Genomic DNA, 17,165 nt, shown 5'->3' with positions numbered 1-17,165 from the left:
GACCGGATCAGAGCGTATCAATAAAGCTGCGCAGCTTGTCCGAACGCGACGGATGCTTGAGTTTGCGCAGGGCCTTCGCCTCGATCTGGCGGATGCGCTCGCGGGTCACGTCGAACTGCTTGCCGACTTCTTCCAGCGTGTGGTCCGTGCTCATCTCGATGCCGAAGCGCATGCGCAGCACCTTGGCTTCGCGTGGCGTGAGGGAGTCGAGGATGTCCTTGACCACGTCGCGCAGGCCGGCCTGCATCGCGGCTTCGATGGGAGCCGTGTTGCTGCTGTCCTCGATGAAGTCGCCCAGGTGCGAATCGTCGTCGTCGCCGATGGGGGTTTCCATCGAGATCGGCTCCTTCGCGATCTTCATGATCTTGCGGATCTTGTCTTCCGGGATCTCCATCTTCGCGGCCAGGATGCCCGCGTCGGGCTCGAAGCCGAACTCCTGCAGATGCTGGCGCGAGATGCGGTTCATCTTGTTGATCGTCTCGATCATGTGCACCGGGATGCGGATGGTGCGCGCCTGGTCGGCGATCGAGCGGGTGATGGCCTGGCGGATCCACCACGTCGCGTAGGTCGAGAACTTGTAGCCGCGACGGTATTCGAACTTGTCGACCGCCTTCATCAGGCCGATGTTGCCTTCCTGGATCAGGTCGAGGAACTGCAGGCCGCGGTTCGTGTACTTCTTGGCGATGGAGATCACGAGGCGCAGGTTGGCCTCGATCATTTCCTTCTTGGCGTCGCGCGAGGACGATTCGCCCTCGTTCATGCGCTTGTTGATGTCCTTCAGCTCCGACAGCGGCACCACCACGCGCGACTGGATGTCGGCGAGCTTCTGCTGCAGTTCCTGCACCGGCGGGATGTTGCGCGACAGCACCATGCTCCAGGGCTTGCCGGCGGCGGCCTGCTTCTCGACCCACTTCAGGTTCAGCAGGTTGGAGGCGATGCGGTTGCCGTTCTTGTCGTAGCCGCTGAAGTCGCGGATGAACTCGTCCTGCGGGAAGCCGCACTTGTCCACGATGATGCGGCGCAGCTCGCGCTCCTTCTTGCGGACGTCGTCCACCTGCGTGCGCACCAGGTCGCACAGCTTCTCGATGGTGCGGGCGGTGAAGCGGATGGTCATCAGCTCGTCGGACACGGCCTGCTGGGCCTTGGCGTACGCCGGCGTGCCGTAGCCTTCCTTCTCGTAGATCTTGTGGATCTTCTCGAACAGTTCGGCGATGCGGTCGAAGCGCGAGAGGGCCTCGTTCTTGAGTTCCTCGAGCTTCTTGGTCAGGGCCTTGGAGCCGCCCTTGCCGTCGTCGTCGTCTTCCTCGTCGAATTCGTCGAAGTCTTCCTCGGCCACGTAGTCGTCGGCCTCGTTGGGGTTCGAGAAGCCGTCGACGATGGTCGAGATGACGACCTTGCCTTCACGGATCTCGCCGGCCAGGCGCAGGATTTCGGCGATGGTGGCGGGGGAGGCCGAGATGGCTTCCATCATGGCCATCAGGCCGCCTTCGATGCGCTTGGCGATCTCGATTTCGCCTTCGCGCGTCAGCAGTTCGACCGTGCCCATCTCGCGCATGTACATGCGCACCGGGTCGGTGGTGCGGCCGAATTCGCTGTCCACCGTGGAGAGCGCGGCTTCGGCTTCTTCCTCGGCTTCTTCCACCGTGGTGGCGGTGGGCGCGGTGTTGTTCAGCAGCAGGGTTTCGGCGTCGGGCGTCTGCTCGTACACCGCCACGCCCATGTCGTTGAGCATGGTGACCACGACTTCCATGGTCTCGGCGTCGACCAGCTTGTCGGGAAGGTGGTCGGAGATTTCGCCGTGCGTCAGGTAGCCGCGCGTCTTGCCCAGCGTGATCAGGGTCTTCAGGCGCGAGCGGCGCTTGGCCAGGTCTTCTTCGGAGAGCACGGTCTCGTCGAGGCCGAACTCCTTCATCAAGGCGCGTTCCTTCGCCTTGCTGATCTTCATGCGAAGCGGCTTGACCTTTTCCTCGGTCGCAGCGGCCGCGGGCTCGTCACCCGCCAGATCGTCCTCGATGTCCGACAGGTCGACGTCGCTCTCGGGGGCTTCCTTGTCGGCCTTGGGCTTGCGGCCGCGCTTGGCGCCGGTGGTGGTCGAGGCGGCGCCGGCGGCCTTGGGCGGGCGGCCGACCTTCTTGGCTGCCGGAGCGGCTGCTTTCTTGGGATCTTCGAGGGAGGTCGATTTCGTGGGCACGGTTTTCACTTTCGTAGCGGCGGCCGATTTGGATGCGGCGGCAGCCGTCTTGGTTGCCGGCTTTGCGCTGGCTTTCAACGGTTTTTCTGTTGCGGGCTTGGTGGCGACGCTTTTGGCAAGTGAAGGAGCAGGCTTCTTTGAACTGGGCATACGACCTCGTTACGGCAAGAAAAGACAAGCGGAATCACAGGCGCACCGTCACGCGGACAGCGCCACCGAGCCCATGCACAGGCATGGACTGGAAACAATTGGGAAAGAGGAATTAATTCCTCAACAGGCAAGATGTCGGGCGAACATTTGGTGTGCAGTCCTTGCGGTTATTGGCCCTTTCCGCCGGAATCTACCGTTGGAGTGCGTTGCGCTAGGGGCCGGCCCGGAGGTGCTGCTGTCGCTCTTGCCTAATTTCGCCAGTTGCGAAGCCCTACATTATAGCGTGTTGCGCAAATTTCAAGCAGTTTCTGATCCCGACGCGCGCAATCGGGCACGCAATTCGAGCCGCCGCGCCTGGATTGCCCTGAAACGATCAGGTGCGTCGGGGTCTTTCCCGAAAGCTGCAATTGCCTCGTTCTCCTGCTTTTTCAAGAGCTCCTCGAGCATGAAATCGAGCACGCTGGCGAGCTCCCGGGCGGCGTCGGCCAGGTGCTGCGCTTCCTCGCCCTCGGGAATGGGGCCGGCTTCGGCGACGGACATCAGCCGCTCGGCCAGGGCTTCGAATTCGAGCCCACGCAGGCCTTCGCGCAAGGCCGCCCAAGGCTGGACGCCGTGCTCGTGCAATTGGCTGTCGAGCCAGGTGAAGAGGGCGCCGTGCTGGCCGGGCAGGTCGCACAGCATCACGTGGAGCTCGTGCGACAGCGCTTCCCACTGGGCCATGTTCGACAGCAGCAGCCGCACCGCCACGTCAGGACGGCTCGGCGGTGCGCCACGGCCGCGCAGCGGCTCGATGGGCTCCTCGAACTTCCCGCCCCAGCGCTTGCCGCCCTTGCCCGTGAACTTGCGCTGCTGGAACTTGGGCTTGCTATCGCTTTCATAGCGGGGCGGCTCATAGTCCTGCGGCGGAGGCATGTCCGGGTAGTAGTCGTCTCCGCCTGCGTCGCCGTAGCTCGGGGGCTCGTCGTGGCGCCGCTGCTGCGCGGGAGCGCCGCCGGCCTTGCGCGGGCCGGGCGTGGAGGCCCACAGCTCCGACAGCGCGGATGCGTCGAGCTGCACCAGCGTCGCGATCTCGCTCAGCAGCTGCCGCTTGAGCGCGCCGTCGGGCATCGCGCCCCAGAGCGGGCGCACGTTGCTCGTCATGTGGGCGCGGCCTTCGGCGGTGGTCAGGTCGCAGCCTTCGCGGGCGGCTTCGATCATGAAGCGCGACAGCGGCGTGGCTTCGTTGACGAAGCGGGCGAAGGCCTCGGCGCCGTGCTCGCGGATGAAGCTGTCGGGGTCGTGCTCCGCCGGCAGGAACAGGAACTTGATGCTGCGCACGTCGGTGGCATAGGGCAGCGCGCCGTCGAGGGCCTTGCGGGCGGCGCGGCGTCCGGCGGCGTCGCCGTCGAAGCTGAACACCACCGACTCGGTGAAGCGGAAGAGCTTCTGCACGTGCTCCGTCGTGCAGGCCGTGCCGAGCGTGGCCACGGCGTTCGGAAAGCCCAGCTGCGCCAGCGCCACCACGTCCATGTAGCCCTCGGTGACGAGCGCATATCCCCGGTCGCGGAAGGCCGAGCGGGCTTCGTAGAGGCCGTAGAGCTCGCGGCCCTTGCTGAACACCGGCGTCTCGGGCGAATTCAGGTACTTGGGCTTCTCGTCGCCCAGCACGCGGCCGCCGAAGCCGATGCATTCGCCCTTCACGTTGCGGATGGGGAACATCACGCGGTCGCGGAAGCGGTCGTAGCGCTTGGCTTCCTCCTCGCTGAGCTTGCCTTCCTCGTTGTTGACGATTACCAGGCCGCTCTCGGCGAGCAGCGGGTCGTCGTAGTCGGGAAACACGCTCGCCAGGGCGCGCCAGCCGGCCGGCGCATAGCCGATGCCGAACTGCTTGGCCACCTCGCCCGAGACGCCGCGGCCCTTCAGGTATTCGATGGCGCCGGGGGCTTGCCGCAGGTGCTTGCGATAGGCGTCGCCGGCCTTCTCGAGCACGTCGGTCAGCGTGGCCTGCTTCTGGCGCTGGCTGGCGGCGCGGGCGCGCTCGGCGGGGGAGACGTCGTCCTCGGGCACCTGCATGCCGTACTGGCCGGCGAGGTCGTGCACCGCCTCGACGAAACCCATGCCCGCGTGTTCCATCAGGAAGCCGATGGCGTTGCCATGCACTCCGCAGCCGAAGCAGTGATAGAACTGCTTGGTCGGGCTGACGGAGAAAGAGGGCGATTTCTCGCCGTGGAACGGGCACAGCCCCATGAAATTGGCGCCGGCCTTCTTGAGCTGCACATAGCGGCCGACGATCTCGACCACATCGGCGCGCGCGATGAGTTCCTGGATGAATGAAGCGGGGATGGTCATGTAGGCGAAGAGCGGCAAATCATACGCAAGCAGCCGAAGGTTCACCGCCGGGCGGCATACTGAAAGCGACCGGAATCCACGCATGACGACGCCCAAACCGCTGCAACACGTCGCGCCGCTGCTGCGCCATCCCCTCAGATTCTTCTGGGACGCCCTCAAGGAATTCCGCGCCAACCAGGGCCTGCTGCTCGCGGGCGCGGTGGCGTACTACGCGCTGCTGTCCATCGTGCCGCTGCTGATCGTGAGCGTGATCGCGCTGTCTCATGTCATCGAGCAGGCCGAGCTGCTGCGCACCATCGGGCGGTACCTCGAATGGCTGCTGCCGGGGCAGTCGAAGGCCATCGTGGCGGAACTGTCGAGCTTCCTGGACCACCGCGACGTGCTCGGGCCGGTGCTGCTGGTGACGATGATCTTCTTCAGCTCGCTGGCCTTCAGCGTGCTCGAAAGCGCGATGGCGGTGATCTTTCACCACCGCAAGGCGGACCACAAGCGGCACTTCCTGGTGTCGGTGGCCATGCCCTACGTCTACATCCTGTGCCTGTGCGTGGGGCTGCTGCTGGTCACGCTGGTGTCGGGGGCGCTTCAGCTGGTAGGGCAGGAAAGCGTCGACCTGCTGGGGCGCAGCTGGTCGCTTTCGGGCGTCTCGGGGCTGCTGCTTTACCTGCTGGGGCTGGGCGGCGAGATCTTCATGCTGACCTCGCTGTACCTCGTGATGCCGGCTGGGCGCATGTCGCTGCGCCACGCGCTGCTGGGCGGCGTGACGGCCGCGCTGCTGTGGGAGGCCACGCGGCGGGTGCTGATCTGGTACTTCTCGACGCTGTCGCAGGTGAATGTGGTCTACGGCTCGCTCACCACGGCCATCGTCGTGCTGCTGAGCCTGGAGATCGCCGCGACGCTCGTGCTGCTCGGAGCCCAGGTGATCGCACAGTACGAGCGCCTGGACCGCACCGGCAGCACGAAGCTGCCGGAATCCGAAAGGGTCAGCGGGGAGCCAGTCGAATCGCTCCGTCCAGGCGGATCACCTCGCCGTTGAGCATGTCGTTCTCGATGATGTGCTTGGCGAGCTTGGCGTAGTCCTCGGGCGTACCAAGGCGCGAAGGGAAGGGCACGCTGGCGGCCAGCGCGTCCTGCACTTCCTGCGGCATGCCGAAGAGCATGGGCGTGCCGAAGATGCCGGGGGCGATGGTCATGTTGCGGATGCCGCTGCGCGCGAGGTCGCGGGCGATGGGCAGCGTCATGCCGACCACGCCGCCCTTCGAGGCGCTGTAGGCAGCCTGCCCGATCTGGCCGTCGTAGGCGGCGACGGAAGCGGTGGAAATCAGCACGCCGCGCTCGCCGGTGGATTCGGGCTCGTTCTTGCCCATGGCGTCGGACGCCAAGCGGATCATGTTGAAGCTGCCGATCAGGTTGACCGTGACGGTCTTGCTGAAGGTGGCCAGCGCGTGAGGGCCGTTCTTGCCCACGGTTTTCTCGGCGGGCGCGATGCCGGCGCAGTTGACGAGGCCGACCAGCTTGCCGAGCCTGAGCGCCGCCGCCACGACGGCCTGGCCGTCGGCTTCCTGGCTCACGTCGCACTTGACGAACACGCCGCCGATTTCCTTGGCAACGGCTTCGCCCTTTTCAGCCTGCATGTCGGCGATCACCACCTTGCCGCCGTTGGCCGCCAGCATGCGCGCCGTGCCTTCGCCGAGGCCCGAAGCGCCGCCGGTCACGATAAAAACCTTGCCATCGATCTGCATTGAAGTCTCCTGAATGAACGCTGCATTATCGAAGACGCCGAGGGGCGAAAAAAAAGGCCTCATCCGAGGATGAGGCCCTGAATTGGATCCGTGAGGACCCAAGGAGACAACTGGTGGTGGTCGGTTGCTTAGCGCTTGCGCGAAGCGGTAGCGGTCTTCGCAGCGGCGACGGCTTGGGTCGACACGGCGTTGAAGTTGGCTTCGGCGACGTCCGACGCTTGCTTGACGGCCTTCTGGACCGATTCGAAAGCGTTGTTGGCGGCAGCCACGGCGCTCTTCAGGACGGCAACGGCGGTTTCCGAACCGGCGGGAGCGTTCTTGGAAGCGCTGTCGACCAGGCCGACGAAGGCTTGCTGGGCTTCGGTCGCCTTGGCTTCGAAGGCCTTGGTGAACTCGGCGCCGGTGCCTTGGGCGATGTCGTACAGGTGACGGCTGTAGGCGGCGGTCTTCTCGGCCAGGGGCTGGAACAGGCTGGCTTGCAGCGTCAGCAGTTCTTGCGCGTCCTTCACGCTCAGGGCGGCCTGGGCGGTGTTCTGGGCTTCGGCCAGGGCGGCCTTCGAAGCGGTCACGTTCAGTTCGACGAGCTTCTCGACGCCTTCGAAAGCCTTGGTGGTCAGGCCGAAGAGGGTTTCGAGGTTTGCTTTTTGAGCGGCGAGGATTTGGTCAGCGGTCAGGGCCATTTGAGATCTCCAAGAAGGGATGGTGGGTGGTCGGTTCACGTTGCGCTGTCTCGCCGTCAATGTTGCGGTGCAGCATGGGCTCAAGTATAGGCAGCTGGGTTTTGCGATCAAGGGGTTTTTGTTGCTCCGCAGCAATTTAGAAGCCGTCATCTAAATTCGGTTGCCGGGCCGGTCTCCAAGGTGGCTTTCCGCCTTGGGAGCCGCTGGCAAAATGCCGCGCGATGAGCGCCCCGACCACCAAACCCACCCCCCATGCGCGCAGCGGCTATCGCGCATTCCGCAGCATTCCGACGCGCTGGGCCGACAACGACATGTACGGTCACGTCAACAACGTCGTCTACTACAGCTGGTTCGACACGGCGGTGAATGCGCTGCTGATCGAGCGCGGCGCGCTCGACATCCACCAGGGCCAGACCATCGGCTTCGTGGTGGAGACGCAGTGCAACTACTTCGCGCCGATCGCGTTCCCGCAGACGGTGGAGGCGGGCGTGCGGGTCGCCCAGGCGGGGCGGTCGAGCGTCAGGTACGAAATCGCGCTCTTCGCCGAGGGCTCCGATACCGCCGCGGCCCAGGGCCACTTCATCCACGTCTATGTAGACCGCGCCACGCAGCGGCCGGTGCCGCTGCCCGAGGCGCTGCAGCAGGTGGTCGATTCGCTCAAGGCCTGATCGGGCCGCCCGTTTTCGGGCTCCAACGAAAGACGGCGCCGGAGGGCGCCGTCGATGCTGCGAATGCCCGGAAGACCGTTACATGGTCTTCTTCATGGCCTTGATCTCGGCCTTGCCCTGGGCTTCGTCAGCCTTGGCCTGCTTCTCGCAAGCGGTCTTGGCTTCACCCTTCTGGTCGTCGCACTTTTCCTTCGCGACTTCGTAGGTGGCCTTCACCTTTTCCTCGGCCACCTTGCGGGCGTGGCTGTCGCTGGGCTGGTATTGCTGCTCGAGTTCGGCCTTGGCGACATCTTCCTTGCCCTTGGCTTCCTTCATGCAGACGTCCTTGGCGTTGTCCTTCATGGTGCCGCACTGGGTCTTGGCGACCTTGTAGTCGGCCTCGATCTTTTCCTTGGCGACCTTGTATTCGTCCTTGGTCATGGCACTGGCCTGCGTCGCGATGAAACAGGTGGAGGCGAGGGCCAGCATGAGAAGGTGCTTTTTCATGGGATGTTCTCCTTCGGGGATTGGATGGATGGGATCGGATCGGATTCGGCAGGACAGAGTCCGGCGGCGCTCAGTAGCGCTCGAACCAGAGCGCGTCCGGCGAGCGGCCGTCGCGCGTTTCCCAGTCCTTGACCTGCTTCTCGGCTTCGTCGCGGCTGATGCCGTGGCGCTCCTGGATGCGGCCGAGCAGCTGGTCGCGCTTGCCGGCGATGACGTCGAAGTCGTCGTCGGTCAGCTTCCCCCACTGCTCCTTGACCTTGCCCTTGAGCTGCTTCCAGTTGCCTTCGATGGTGTCCTTGTTCATGCGAATCTCCTTTGGGGCTGTTGACTCGGCGGGGCTTCGTCCGCCGCCGTGAAATCACTGTCGCCCGGGGTATTCGCCCTGCCGGTAGGACGTGCTGTCCGGCCCCCGTAGGCAGAGGCCGACGCGCGCCGTGATAATCGAACGGCCGCCGAAAGATTGAGACAACGCGCCCAGCACCATGATCATTCACAGCCTGCTCGACACCGACCTCTACAAGTTCACGATGATGCAGGTGGTCCTGCATCATTTCCCGGGGGCCAGGGTCGAGTACCGCTTCAAGTGCCGCAACCCGGGCGTCGACCTCGCCCAGTTCGCCGGGCAGATCCGCGAAGAGGTGCGGGGCCTGTGCTCGCTGCAGTTCCGCGACGCCGAGTTGGCCTACCTGCGCTCCATGCGCTTCATCAAGAGCGACTTCGTCGACTTCCTGGGGCTCTTCCGGCTCAACGAGAAGTACATCAACATCATTCCCCAGCCCTCGGGCGAGCTCGAGATCCGCATCAAGGGACCGTGGCTGCACACCATCCTGTTCGAGATCCCGGTGCTGGCCATCGTCAACGAGGTCTATTTCCGCAACACGCAGAAGAACCCCAACTTCCAGGAAGGCCGCCGGCGGCTCGAGACCAAGATCGCCCAGCTGCAGGAAGCCGGCCTCGGCGACCTGAAGATCGCCGACTACGGCACGCGCCGCCGCTTCTCCAAGGACTGGCACGAGGAAGTGCTGCGCACCGCGGCCGCCCGCCTAGGCGCCGTCACCTCGCCGCCGGTGCAGGCGCCGCCCGGCGCCCGGCTGCCGCAGCTGGCGGGCACCAGCAACGTGCTGTACGCCATGAAGCTCGGCATGATCCCGCTGGGCACCATGGCCCACGAATACCTGCAGGCCTGCCAGGCACTCGGCCCGCGGCTGCGCGACAGCCAGATCTTCGGTTTCGAGAGCTGGGCGCGCGAGTACCGCGGCGACCTGGGCATCGCGCTGTCCGACGTGTACGGCATGAGCGCCTTCCTGCGCGACTTCGACCTGTACTTCTGCAAGCTCTTCGACGGCGCCCGCCACGACAGCGGAGACCCCTTCGTCTGGGGCGAGCGCATGCTGGCGCACTACATCGCCAACCGGGTCGATCCGCGCACCAAGACGCTGATCTTCAGCGACGGCCTCACGGTGCCGCGCACCATCGAGCTCTACCAGCAGTTCCGCGGCCGCTGCCAGCTGGCCTTCGGCATCGGCACCAATCTCACCAACGACCTGGGCTACGAGCCGCTGCAGATCGTCATCAAGATGATCGAGTGCAACGGCCAGCCGGTGGCCAAGCTGTCGGATACGCCGTCCAAGAACATGTGCGAGGACGAGAAATACCTGGCCTACCTGCGCCAGGTCTTCGAGATCGAACAACCCCCGGCGTGAAGGCTGTACTGACCTGTCTGGTACGGTACGGCCTCCCCATGCAAAAAAAGATCCGACCGAAGGCGGCCGCGCTGCCGTTGCTGTTCCTGTTCCCCGCCCTGGCTTCGGCCGCCGAGTTCGACGGCGCCAGCCTCTCTCCGCTGTGGGGCGTGCCCTTCGCGGGCATCCTGCTGTCGATCGCGCTGCTGCCGCTGCTGGCACCGGCGTTCTGGCACCACCACTACGGCAAGGTCTCGGCCGCCTGGGCGCTGGCCTTCCTGGTGCCCTTCGCGGCGGCCTTCGGCGTGCAGTTCGCCGGCGTGCAGTTCGTGCACGCGCTGGTGGCCGAATACATCCCGTTCATCATCCTGCTGACCGCGCTCTTCACGGTGGCGGGCGGCATCCACATCCGCGGCAACCTGCGCGGCGCGCCGGGGCTGAACACGGCGATCCTCGCCATCGGCGCGGTGCTCGCGAGCTTCATGGGCACCACGGGGGCGTCGATGCTGCTGATCCGGCCGCTGATCCGCGCCAACGACAACCGCGTGCACAAGGTGCACGTGATCGTGTTCTTCATCTTCATCGTGTCGAACGCGGGCGGCGCGCTCACGCCGCTGGGCGATCCGCCGCTGTTCCTGGGCTTCCTGAAGGGCGTGGGCTTCTTCTGGACCGCGCAGAACATCCTGTTCGAAACGCTCTTCATCCTGGCCGTGCTGCTCGCGCTCTTCTACGCGGTCGACCGCCACTACTACCGCAAGGAAGGCGTGCTGCCGTTCGACCCCACGCCCGACACGCCGGGCATCGGCTTCGACGGCGCCGCCAACTTCTGGCTGCTGGGCGGGGTGGTCGCGCTGGTGCTGCTGAGCGGCTTCTGGAAGTCGCCCGTGGTCTTCGACGTGTTCGGCACCGAGGTCGGCCTGCCGGGGCTGGTGCGCGACGTGGGGCTGGCGGTGATCGCGGTGGTCTCGTACAAGCTCACCTCGCCCAAGGTGCATGCCGACAACCAGTTCGAATGGGGCCCGATGGCCGAGGTGGCCAAGCTGTTCGCGGGCATCTTCCTGACCATCATCCCGGTGATCGCGATGCTCAAGGCGGGCACGCAGGGGCCGTTCGGCGCCATCGTCTCGGCCGTGACGCGCGCCGACGGCCAGCCCGACCCGGCGATGTACTTCTGGGCCACCGGCGTGCTGAGCTCCTTCCTCGACAACGCGCCGACCTACCTGGTGTTCTTCAACACCGCGGGCGGCGACCCGGCGGCGCTGATGACCACCTACGCGAGCACGCTGGCCGCCATCTCGGCCGGCGCCGTGTTCATGGGCGCCAACACCTACATCGGCAACGCGCCCAACCTGATGGTCAAGGCCATCGCCGAAAGCCGCGGCGTGCGCATGCCGAGCTTCTTCGGCTACATGGCGTGGTCCGTCGTCATCCTGGTTCCGCTGTTCGTCCTTTCCACCTTCCTCTTCTTCCGCTGAGAGACAAATCATGAGCAAGCCCAAGATCCTGGTCGCGCGCGCGATCTTTCCCGAGACCATCGAGCGCCTGTCGCAGCAGTTCGAGGTCGAGTCGAACCAGTCGGACGAGAGCTGGAGCAAGGAGCAGCTGATCGCGAAGCTGCAGGGCAAGCAGGGCGCCTTCACCACCGGCAGCGAGCGCATCGACGCCGCGGTGCTCGACGCCTGCCCCGACCTGAAGATCTGCGCCAACATGGCCGTGGGCTACAACAATTTCGACGTCGACGCGATGGCCGCGCGCGGCGTGCTGGGCACCAACGCGCCCGACGTGCTGACCGAGACCACGGCCGATTTCGGCTTCGCGCTGCTGATGGCCACGGCCCGCCGCATCGCCGAGAGCGAACACTTCCTGCGCGCGGGCAAGTGGCAGAAGTGGAGCTTCGACATGTTCGCTGGCTCCGACATCCATGGCTCGACGCTGGGCATCATCGGCATGGGCCGCATCGGGCAGGGCATTGCCAAACGCGGCGCGCACGGCTTCGGCATGAAGGTGGTCTATCACAACCGCTCCAGGCTAGACGCCGCGCTCGAAGCCGAATGCAAGGCCAGCTACGTGGGCAAGGAAGAGCTGCTGAAGACGGCCGACCACGTGGTGCTGGTGGTGCCTTACTCGCCGGCCTCGCACCACACCATCGGCGCGGCCGAGATCGCGCTGATGAAGCCGACCGCCACGCTGATCAACATCGCGCGCGGCGGCATCGTCGACGACGCGGCGCTGGCCGTGGCGCTGCGCGAGAAGCGCATCGCCGCCGCCGGCCTGGACGTGTTCGAGGGCGAGCCCAAGGTGCATCCCGACCTGCTGACCGTGCCCAACGTGGTGCTGACGCCGCACATCGCCAGCGCCACCGTGCCCACGCGCCGCGCCATGGCCGACCTCGCGGCCGACAACCTCATCGCGTACTTCGGCGGCAAGGGCCCGCTGACGCCCGTGACGCCGGTTCCGGCGGCCAGCAAGTAAGCAGAGAGGCAGCACCGCAACCTTGGACGCCTCGCTGATCCTCGTCGGACTGGCCGTGCTCGCGGCCATCCAGCTCGTGCTGGTGATCTGGCTGCTGGCCCGCCGGCAGCCTCCGCCCGACCTCAGCGAGGTGTCGCGCATGCTGGCCACGCTGGGCGCGGCCAACGAGCGCACCGAGCGCGAACTGCGCCGCGAGATCGCTGAAAGCTCGCGCGGCGCCCGACAGGAGACCTCGCAGGCTTTCGCCACCTTCCAGCAGGCGCTGGTGCAGCAGGGCGCCGAAGCCACGCGAACGCAGAACGCCCAGCTCGATGCCTTCGCGCTGCAGCTCGCATCGCTGCAGAAGACGCTGGCCGACACCCTCAACAACCAGCTGCAGGGCCTGAGCGAATCGAACGCGCAACGCCTGTCCGAAGTGCGCGCCACGATGGAAACGCAGCTCGCGCAGCTGCAGCAGACCAATGCCGCCAAGCTCGACGAGATGCGCAAGACCGTCGACGAGAAGCTGCAAAGCACCCTCGAGGCCCGCCTGGGCGAGAGCTTCAGGCAGGTGGCCGACCGGCTGGAGCAGGTGCACAAGGGCCTGGGCGAAATGCAGACGCTGGCCGTGGGCGTCGGCAGCCTGCAGCGCGTGCTGACCAACGTGAAGACGCGCGGCTTGTTCGGCGAAGTGCAACTCGAGGCGCTGCTCGAGCAGGTGCTCACGCCCGAGCAGTACGCCCGGCAGATCGAGACCAAGCCGCGCAGCGGGCAGCGCGTGGATTTCGCCATCCGCTTCCCGGGCCGCGGCGACGATGGCGCACCGGTGTGGCTGCCCATCGACGCCAAGTTTCCGCGCGACGACTACGAGCGACTCATCGACGCGCACGAACGCGCCGACGCCGCGGGCGCCGATCTGGCCGCCAAGGCGCTCGAGGCGCGCATCCGCACCGAGGCCAAGTCGATCGCCGACAACTACCTCGCGGCGCCGCACACCACCGATTTCGCGATCCTGTTCCTGCCGGTGGAAAGCCTCTATGCGGAAGTGCTGCGCCGGCCCGGCCTGATGGACGCGCTGCAGCGCCAGCACCGCGTGACGCTGGCCGGCCCGACCACCTTGCTCGCGATGCTCAACAGCCTGCACATGGGCTTCCGCACGCTGGCGCTGGAACGCCAGGCCTCCGAGGTCTGGAAGGTGCTGGGCGCGGTGAAGACCGAATTCGAGCGCTACGGCGAATGGGTCGCCCGCATCAAGGAGCAGGTGGCCAAGGCTTCCGACACCATCGACAAGGCCGACACGCGCGCCCGGCAGATGCGCCTGGCGCTGCGCAAGGTCGAAGCATTGCCCGAGGCGCAGGCTCAGGCGCTGCTGCCACCCACCACCTCCGGCACCGAAGCCGACAACAACGAGAAAGAAGAGGGCGAAAACTCCCCGTGAAAGGTTCCGAACTGCTGCGTGTCATCGGCGCCCAGGTGTGCCTGCACGCGACCATGGCCGGCATGCGGCTCGCCACGCCGCTGCTGGCGCTTCAACAGGGGTACAGCGCGGCCGCGGTCGGCGTGCTGATCTCATTGTTCGCGCTGACCCAGGTTTTCCTCGCCTTGCCGGCCGGGCGCTTTGCCGACCGGTATGGCTTCAAGCGGCCGCTCTGGCTTTCGGTGATCGCTGCAGTCGTCGGCGCGGGGCTGGTGGTGATCTTCCCGGTGTTCCCGGTGATGTGCCTCGCGGCGCTGCTGACCGGCGGCGCAACTGGCGCGACGGTGATCGCGCTGCAGCGGCATGTGGGCCGCTCCGCCACCAACGCGACGCAGCTCAAGCGCGTGTTCAGCTGGCTCGCCATCGCACCGGCCGTGGCCAACTTCGTCGGGCCGTTCCTGGCGGGGATGCTGATCGACCACGCGGGCCGCACGCCCGCCGACATGCTCGCGTTCCGCATTTCCTTCGGCGTGATGGCGGCGCTGCCCATTCTTTGCTGGATGCTCGCGCGCGGCGCGCACGAATCGCCGCCCGCTCCGCCCGTGGCGGGCGCCAAGCCGACGCGCGCCTGGGAACTGCTGCGCGAGCCGATGTTCCGCCGGCTGCTCTTCGTTAACTGGCTGCAGTCGTCGAGCTGGGACGTGCACGCCTTCGTGCTGCCCATCCTCGGGCACGACCGGGGCATCAGCGCTTCGGTGATCGGCTCGATCCTCGGCGCCTTCGCCATCGCGGCGGCGGTGATCCGCGTGATCCTGCCGGTGATCGCCTCGCGCGCTTCGGAGCGCAACGTGATCCTGATCTCGACGGCGGTCACGGCGCTGGTGTTCGCGGTCTATCCGCTGCTGGACTCGGCCTGGACCATGGGCATCTGCTCGGTGGTGCTCGGCTTCGCGCTGGGCGCGGTGCAGCCGATGGTGATGAGCATGCTGCACCAGATCACGCCGCACACGCGGCACGGCGAGGCGCTGGGCCTGCGGCTGATGACCATCAACGCGTCGAGCGTGGCGATGCCGATGCTGTTCGGCTCGCTCGGCGCGCTGATCGGCATCGCCGGCGTGTTCTGGGTGGTGGGGGGCGTCGTGGCTCTCGGGGCGAGGGCGACCTGGGGACTGAAGGTTTGACCGGAGCGTGAAATCCACGTTTCAGATAAGAGTAATTCTCATCTGATTGACAATTTACTGACTCAAAGTCAGTATCGGCGCCTTCCTCAACGACCTTGAAGGCGTCCATGGACTCCCTTGTTCAGGCCCAGGCAGCGGCCGACCCGCGCCGCCGCCTTGCGCTGGTTGCCGCGGTGTATCTCGGCAGCTTCATCGCCACGCTCGACGTGAGCATCGTCAACGTCGCGCTGCCCACGCTGCAGCGCGCGTTGTCCACCGACCTCGCCGGCCTGCAGTGGGTGATCGACATCTATGCGCTGTGCCTCTCGGCCTTCATGCTGTCGGCCGGCCCGCTGGGCGATCGCTATGGCCGCAAGCGCGCATGGCTGGCCGGCGTGGCCGTGTTCACCCTCGGCTCTGCGATGTGCGCCATGGCCGGTAGCCTGCCGACGCTGCTGGCGGGCAGGGCGGTGCAGGGAGTGGCCGGCGCGCTGATGATCCCGGGCGCGCTGTCGCTGCTGGCGCATGCGTTTCCGGACCCGGCCGAGCGGGCGCGGGTCATCGGCGGGTGGTCGTCCTTCACGGCGCTGTCGCTGATCCTCGGGCCGCTGCTCGGCGGGCTGCTGGTGGACCACGCGGGCTGGCAGAGCATCTTTCTCATCAACATCCCGATCGGCGTGCTGACGGTGGGGCTGGGCCTCTGGGGCATCCGGGAGACTTCGCACCCCGAGCATGCGGCGCTCGACCCGGTCGGGCAGGTGCTCAGCGTGCTGTGGCTCGGTGCGCTGACCTACGGGTTGATCGCCGCCGGCGAGCATGGATGGGGCTCGGTGCATGCGGCGAGCGCGCTGGTTGCGGCGGCCGTCGGCCTGGCGCTGTTCCTGATGGTGGAGGCGCGCGTGGCGCGGCCGCTGCTGCCCCTGGGGCTGTTCCGCGACGCGCGCTTCTCGGCCGCCAACTTCGCTTCGTTCGTGCTCGGGTTCTCGGCGTATGCCAGCCTGTTCTTCTTCTCGCTGTTCCTGCAGCAGGTGCAGGGCTGGTCGCCCAGCGACACCGGCTGGCGGCTGGTGCCGCAGTTCGTCGCGACTGGCATCGTGGCCTCGCAGTTCGGCCGCCTGGCGAGACGCTTCGACGTGCACGCGCTGATGATCGCCGGCTACGGCCTCATCGGCGGCGCGATGCTGCTGCTGACGCTGTTCTCCGCCGGCACGCCCTACGTCTTCCTGGCGTTGCTGTTCGTGTTCCTCGGCGCGGGCACCGGCCTGGCCGTGCCGGCGACGAGCACTGCCGTGATGGCGCTGGTACCGGCGCAGCGCTCCGGCATGGCCTCGGCCACGATGAACGCGCTGCGCCAGGCCGGCATGCTGATCGGCATCGCGCTGCTCGGCACGCTGATGAGCACGCGCGCCACCTCGCTGCTGGCCGACGCGCTGGCGCAGGCCGGGCTTCACGACGCCCGGCAGGCGGCGGTTGCCGCGGTCGGACGGCACGACCTGGGTGCGCTGGCCTCGCTCGATCCAACCACCGCTCGCGATCTCCTGGCCGCAGCGCTGGCCGGCGGCTTCCATGCCGCCATGGCCTGCGCCGGCATCTTCGGCCTGCTGGCCGCGGGGCTGCTTGTCAGCGTGCGGCCTCGCGCCGCCGCCTTGCCCGTCCGCACGACCTGAGGCTCCGTTCCGCCATGCCCGCCGCCCGTGTGCCGGTGGTGCGCTTTCGCGCGCGCCTTCGTTCGGTTTTTTCCAAGGAGCTTTCCATGATCCATCACGAACTCAGTCAATGGCCTCTCGTCATCAGCGTTTCGGCGGGGCTTCAGACACTCGAAGACATGCGCGCCTTCACCGACGACTGGAACCGCTGGCTCGACCGCGGCGAACCCTTCGCGTCCCTGCGGGTGTTCGCGGACGCCGACGCGCTGGTCCATCCCGAGGGCAGCGCACAGAACGCCAAGCAGTGGCTGCAGGAGCGCGGGGCCGACATCCGCCGCCATATGATGGGCATGGCGAGCGTGGTGCCCGCCGACCAGTACGAGAAAATGCGCAAGATGAATGTCGAGAAACTCTTCGGCGTGCCCGCCAGCACCTTCGCCGATGCCGACGATGCACTCGTGTGGCTCGGCGAGCGCGTGATGGAGCCGCGTGGCCTGCGTTTCGACCTTGCCGCCGTGCGCGCGGCGATCCGCTCGGCCCGCGCGGCCGTGACGGCTGCTTCCTGAG

15 protein-coding genes are annotated in these 17,165 nt (G+C 66.6%); 9 read left to right on the top strand and 6 right to left on the bottom strand.

Features of this window, described 5'->3' with window-relative positions:
• Positions 1-7: 7 nt before the first annotated feature.
• Together rpoD and dnaG are read right to left on the bottom strand one after the other, a co-directional pair.
• Positions 8-2,341: an RNA polymerase sigma factor RpoD gene (gene rpoD / locus BMY35_RS21500; RefSeq protein ID WP_093203445.1), complete on the bottom strand. Its 2,334-nt coding sequence runs from the start codon at positions 2,339-2,341 to the stop codon at positions 8-10.
• Positions 2,342-2,638: 297 nt separating this feature from the next.
• Positions 2,639-4,669 (bottom strand): DNA primase, encoded by a 2,031-nt coding sequence (dnaG, locus tag BMY35_RS21495; protein WP_093203604.1) that lies wholly within the window; start codon positions 4,667-4,669, stop codon positions 2,639-2,641.
• 82 nt (positions 4,670-4,751) lie between these two features.
• On the opposite strand from dnaG, the gene BMY35_RS21490 reads away from it, so the two are divergent.
• Positions 4,752-5,702 carry a YihY/virulence factor BrkB family protein gene (locus BMY35_RS21490; protein WP_093203444.1) on the top strand — a complete coding sequence of 317 codons (951 nt, stop codon included), beginning with the start codon at positions 4,752-4,754 and terminating at the stop codon, positions 5,700-5,702.
• Here BMY35_RS21490 and BMY35_RS21485 read toward each other — a convergent pair.
• Both BMY35_RS21485 and BMY35_RS21480 read right to left on the bottom strand, forming a co-directional pair.
• Positions 5,650-6,408 (bottom strand): 3-hydroxyacyl-CoA dehydrogenase, encoded by a 759-nt coding sequence (locus BMY35_RS21485; protein ID WP_093203442.1) that lies wholly within the window; start codon positions 6,406-6,408, stop codon positions 5,650-5,652. The two genes, BMY35_RS21490 and BMY35_RS21485, sit on opposite strands and share 53 nt — an antisense overlap.
• A 128-nt stretch (positions 6,409-6,536) precedes the next feature.
• Positions 6,537-7,088, bottom strand: coding sequence for a phasin family protein (locus BMY35_RS21480; RefSeq protein WP_093203441.1), 552 nt, complete (start codon positions 7,086-7,088; stop codon positions 6,537-6,539).
• A gap of 221 nt (positions 7,089-7,309) precedes the next feature.
• Between BMY35_RS21480 and BMY35_RS21475 the strand changes: the two genes are divergently transcribed.
• A complete protein-coding gene (locus tag BMY35_RS21475; RefSeq protein ID WP_093203439.1) occupies positions 7,310-7,756 on the top strand; it encodes an acyl-CoA thioesterase in 447 nt (148 codons plus the stop codon).
• Between the two features lie 78 nt (positions 7,757-7,834).
• Here the strand turns inward: BMY35_RS21475 and BMY35_RS21470 are convergent, their stop codons facing one another.
• Positions 7,835-8,242 (bottom strand): hypothetical protein, encoded by a 408-nt coding sequence (locus tag BMY35_RS21470; RefSeq protein WP_093203438.1) that lies wholly within the window; start codon positions 8,240-8,242, stop codon positions 7,835-7,837.
• A gap of 70 nt (positions 8,243-8,312) precedes the next feature.
• Positions 8,313-8,546, bottom strand: a complete 234-nt coding sequence (locus tag BMY35_RS21465) for a CsbD family protein (protein WP_093203436.1) — start codon at positions 8,544-8,546, stop codon at positions 8,313-8,315.
• A gap of 178 nt (positions 8,547-8,724) precedes the next feature.
• Between BMY35_RS21465 and pncB the strand changes: the two genes are divergently transcribed.
• The 7 genes from pncB to BMY35_RS21430 all read left to right on the top strand — a co-directional run bounded on the left by pncB (position 8,725) and on the right by BMY35_RS21430 (position 17,164).
• A complete protein-coding gene (gene pncB, locus BMY35_RS21460; protein WP_093203434.1) occupies positions 8,725-9,945 on the top strand; it encodes a nicotinate phosphoribosyltransferase in 1,221 nt (406 codons plus the stop codon).
• A 38-nt stretch (positions 9,946-9,983) separates the two neighbouring features.
• On the top strand, positions 9,984-11,399 hold the full coding sequence (locus tag BMY35_RS21455) for a sodium:proton antiporter (protein ID WP_093203433.1): 1,416 nt from the start codon (positions 9,984-9,986) through the stop codon (positions 11,397-11,399).
• A 10-nt stretch (positions 11,400-11,409) separates the two neighbouring features.
• A complete protein-coding gene (locus BMY35_RS21450; RefSeq protein ID WP_093203431.1) occupies positions 11,410-12,396 on the top strand; it encodes a 2-hydroxyacid dehydrogenase in 987 nt (328 codons plus the stop codon).
• A gap of 22 nt (positions 12,397-12,418) precedes the next feature.
• Complete coding sequence (locus BMY35_RS21445; RefSeq protein WP_093203429.1) at positions 12,419-13,813, top strand: DNA recombination protein RmuC; 1,395 nt, start codon at positions 12,419-12,421, stop codon at positions 13,811-13,813.
• Positions 13,810-14,973 (top strand): MFS transporter, encoded by a 1,164-nt coding sequence (locus BMY35_RS21440; RefSeq protein WP_093203428.1) that lies wholly within the window; start codon positions 13,810-13,812, stop codon positions 14,971-14,973. The genes BMY35_RS21445 and BMY35_RS21440 overlap by 4 nt, the downstream gene beginning before the upstream one ends.
• 107 nt (positions 14,974-15,080) lie before the next feature.
• Positions 15,081-16,619 carry an MFS transporter gene (locus tag BMY35_RS21435; protein ID WP_093203426.1) on the top strand — a complete coding sequence of 513 codons (1,539 nt, stop codon included), beginning with the start codon at positions 15,081-15,083 and terminating at the stop codon, positions 16,617-16,619.
• Between the two features lie 86 nt (positions 16,620-16,705).
• Positions 16,706-17,164 carry a hypothetical protein gene (locus BMY35_RS21430; protein WP_093203424.1) on the top strand — a complete coding sequence of 153 codons (459 nt, stop codon included), beginning with the start codon at positions 16,706-16,708 and terminating at the stop codon, positions 17,162-17,164.
• Position 17,165: the final 1 nt, after the last annotated feature.

Origin of the sequence: Variovorax sp. YR750 (genome assembly GCF_900109805.1) — a bacterium.
Taxonomy (GTDB): domain Bacteria; phylum Pseudomonadota; class Gammaproteobacteria; order Burkholderiales; family Burkholderiaceae_C; genus Variovorax; species Variovorax gossypii.
The sequence above is the reverse complement of the archived record's forward strand: the minus strand, read 5'-3'. Positions and strand labels throughout refer to the sequence as shown.